At 69.5% G+C, this 2,751-nt stretch carries 4 protein-coding genes and 1 pseudogene; all 5 read right to left on the bottom strand.

The genetic code is table 11. The annotated features are described in order from the left end of the window. A pseudogene (locus tag DQ229_RS12995) lies at window positions 1-495 on the bottom strand (phage tail tape measure protein); the annotation flags it as partial. Further along, the gene (locus tag DQ229_RS12990; RefSeq protein ID WP_238381077.1) at window positions 476-631 is read right to left on the bottom strand and encodes a DUF7697 family protein; all 156 of its coding nucleotides are present in this window, start codon (window positions 629-631) and stop codon (window positions 476-478) included. The pseudogene DQ229_RS12995 and the gene DQ229_RS12990, both read right to left, overlap by 20 nt. Before the next feature lie 83 nt (window positions 632-714). Beyond that, window positions 715-1,152 carry a hypothetical protein gene (locus DQ229_RS12985; RefSeq protein ID WP_114966689.1) on the bottom strand — a complete coding sequence of 146 codons (438 nt, stop codon included), beginning with the start codon at window positions 1,150-1,152 and terminating at the stop codon, window positions 715-717. A gap of 246 nt (window positions 1,153-1,398) precedes the next feature. Then, window positions 1,399-2,340, bottom strand: coding sequence for a phage tail tube protein (locus DQ229_RS12980; protein WP_114966688.1), 942 nt, complete (start codon window positions 2,338-2,340; stop codon window positions 1,399-1,401). 26 nt (window positions 2,341-2,366) lie between these two features. After that, window positions 2,367-2,750: an acyl-CoA transferase gene (locus tag DQ229_RS12975; RefSeq protein ID WP_238381076.1), complete on the bottom strand. Its 384-nt coding sequence runs from the start codon at window positions 2,748-2,750 to the stop codon at window positions 2,367-2,369. Between the last annotated feature and the right edge of the window lies 1 nt (window position 2,751).

The raw sequence follows: 2,751 nt of genomic DNA, 5'->3' as shown, positions 1-2,751 counted from the left end.
CAGCGCCTCCTGGATGGTGGCGATGCGCGCATCGAGCGGCAGCGCCTGCAGATCCTCGGCCGACAGCCGCAGCCGGCGCAGCGCCTCGACGGCCGGGCCCGTGCCCGACGCGGCCTGGCTCAGACGTCGCGTGAGCTGCACCGTCGCCTGCTCGACCTGGCCCATGGACACGCCGGCCATCTCGCCCGCGCGTTCCAGCACCTGGATGCTGGCCACGGTCGTGTCGAGCGAGGCGGCGAGCTTGGCCTGCGCATCGACGGTCTGCAGCCCGGAGCGCACCATGGCCACACCCGCAGCGGTCGCGGCCGCCACCGCAGCAGCCGCCGCCACCCGCACGCGCCGCGCGAAGCCGGCGAGCCGCCGGTTCGCGGCCTCCATCTCCGCGCTCAGACGCCCGAAGCCGCGCTTGCCGGCCTCGCCGACGCCTTCGAGCTCGGAGCGCACCTGCCGCCCGCCCGTCGCCGCGAGGCGGACGCTAACCCGTTTCTCGGCCATGCATGGCTTCCATCTGTTCGTTGATCTTGCTCACCATCACCGCCTCGATGGCGGGCAGCAGTTCGGCGGCGATGACCGTCGGCACGCCCAGCGCGTTCGCCATGGCCAGCGCCGCGCCCATGTCCCAGCCGATCACGGCGCCGGGGACAGCCCGCAGCTGACCGCCAAGGCGCTGCGCCAGGTCCCAGACCTGCCAGCCTTCATGCGTGAGCGGACGGTTCAGCCGCGCCGGGCAGTCTGGGCACGTCCCTTCGCAGGCCTCGCAGTAGCGCGCGCCCCCGCCGAACTCCCACTCGGCGAGGGCGCGGAGGCGTTTTTTTCCTGCTCCAGCAGCAGGCCCTTCGAGACATAGGTCAGCTGGAACGCCTCGAAGATCGGCCAGATGTCGAGCAGCGCGTCGATGGCTTCGGGGCTGGGGTCGATTGCGTTGCCATCGGCATCGCCGATCCCCTCCCAATCCAGCACCGCGCGCCGCGCGAGGGTTTTCGCGAAGGCCATGGCACGCTCTTCGTCGGAGGCTTCATCGGGCACGGCCTCGACCTCCGGGGCGGCGCGCGTTGCCACCATCAGCGCGGTGGTCAGGGGGCGCAGCTGCACCCGAACGCCGGGGGCGAGGTCATGCCAGCGGGGGGCGTCGGTCAGGTCGAGCGTGAGCATCGTGTAACCTCATGGAAAGGATATCGGGCCATACTGGCCTCCGTGATTGCAGTGGTGGCTATGGCGAGCGGGTATGAGGCTGAGTGCGAGGCTGTCCCGGAGACGGGACAGCCACCGCATGGATTGGCTATTCTCCTGTCGCGGGCTGGCGACTGGATCATGCTCACCTGCGGCTACGCGCTGACTGGCATCATCGTCCTGACCAGCGTGCCGTTTCTTCTCGGCTGATAGCTGGGCTGCGGCCATTCAGTACGCCTCGATGTCGTTTACCAGCGTTGCCGTGCACATCCGGCCCTCGGTCGCATCGCGCGCCGCCTGCCAGTCAAAACTGGCCTGCACGCCCTGCGGACCGCTGATCTCGATGCGCGGGCGCGGCAGGTAGACGGCGTGAACGGTGAAAGTGAAGCTTTCACCCGAGGGCAGGACGTAGGCGAACTCCATCTCGCACGGGTCACCATCGATGGCCTGCGTGACCAGTGTCTGGTCGGCAAACCGCACCTCGACCCGGCCCGTGAGCGCGGCGATGGACGGGTCCGCGCCGTCGATGCGCCCATCGGCGCGGATGGTTTCGATCCGGTCGAGGTTGTTGGCATAGGTGATCTCGGCGGAGACGACATTGCCGAGCGGCGTGCCGTTGCGCTTGATGGACCCGTTGAAGTGGCCGAAGCGTTTCAGCGCCAGTTCGGCGGGCGTGCCGGCACTGGTGGTCGTGCCGACTGCCTCGCCCTGCGCCACCAGCCGCGCCGTCGCAGTCAGCAGCCCGGAGCGCTGCATCTGCCAGCTGAGCTGATCCAGCACACAGCCCGAGTACATCGCATAGCGTGGCACCTCGGGCATCCCGGTCTCAATCGAGATGCTGGGCAGCACCCATGCGCCGGACTGGAACTCATGCGTGTAGGGCGCTTCCGATCCGGTCGTAGTCGGCGCACCGAACGCGGCCTTCAGCCAGAAGCCGAAGGCCTGCGCGTCGATGGGCACGACCACGTCGCCATCCGAGGTCACCGCGTCCTTGATCGGCGGCAGCGGATCACGCCCATAGCCCAAGAGCTCGCTGTTCAGGAGCGGCTGCTCGGCCCCCAGCGTCGCACTGGCGAAGGGCATCCGCGTATAGCCGCTGGCGGGCGGGGTGCCATAATTCGTCTCGAACGCCAGCGCCATCTGCGCCCGCGCCCCCTGGGCTCGTGCCATGGTGTTCTCCTTGGGGCTTGAGAGGATCAGCCGCCGAGCGGATCAGCGGTGGTGTAGTGCAAAACGACCGTGATCACGGCCGCCTTCAGGCTGGCCGCGCCCTCGACCGGCAGGTCAACCGGGCGGGGTGCCTCCGCCTCGACCCAGTCGCAGAGCCCGCCCAGCGTGCGGTCGGCGGAGATTGCCGCGCCGATACTGGCGCAGAGCGCGGCAAAGGTACTGTCGCGGTCTACGCCTTGCACAACGGCCTCGATCTCGGCGCGGTGCTGGTAATGGTAGCGCAGCGGCGACAGCGTCACGCCGGGCTCCCCCGGCTCGCCGTCGCGCAGGATCATCAGGCCGGCGGCGGGAACGCGCTCGGGCAGGACCTCGCCGCGCAGCACCGGCACATGCGGCACCGTGCGCAACAGG

It is taken from the genome of Alkalilacustris brevis, from assembly GCF_003350345.1.
Classification (GTDB): Bacteria; Pseudomonadota; Alphaproteobacteria; order Rhodobacterales; family Rhodobacteraceae; genus Alkalilacustris; species Alkalilacustris brevis.
This window is presented reverse-complemented; position numbering and strand designations above follow the sequence as displayed.

What these genes read in the sequence shown, in the direction of transcription:
- DQ229_RS12985 (WP_114966689.1), bottom strand. Translation starts at nt 1,152, where the DNA reads ATGCTCACGCTCGACCTGACCGACGCCCCCCGCTGGCATGACCTCGCC.
- DQ229_RS12980 (WP_114966688.1), bottom strand. Translation starts at nt 2,340, where the DNA reads ATGGCACGAGCCCAGGGGGCGCGGGCGCAGATGGCGCTGGCGTTCGAG.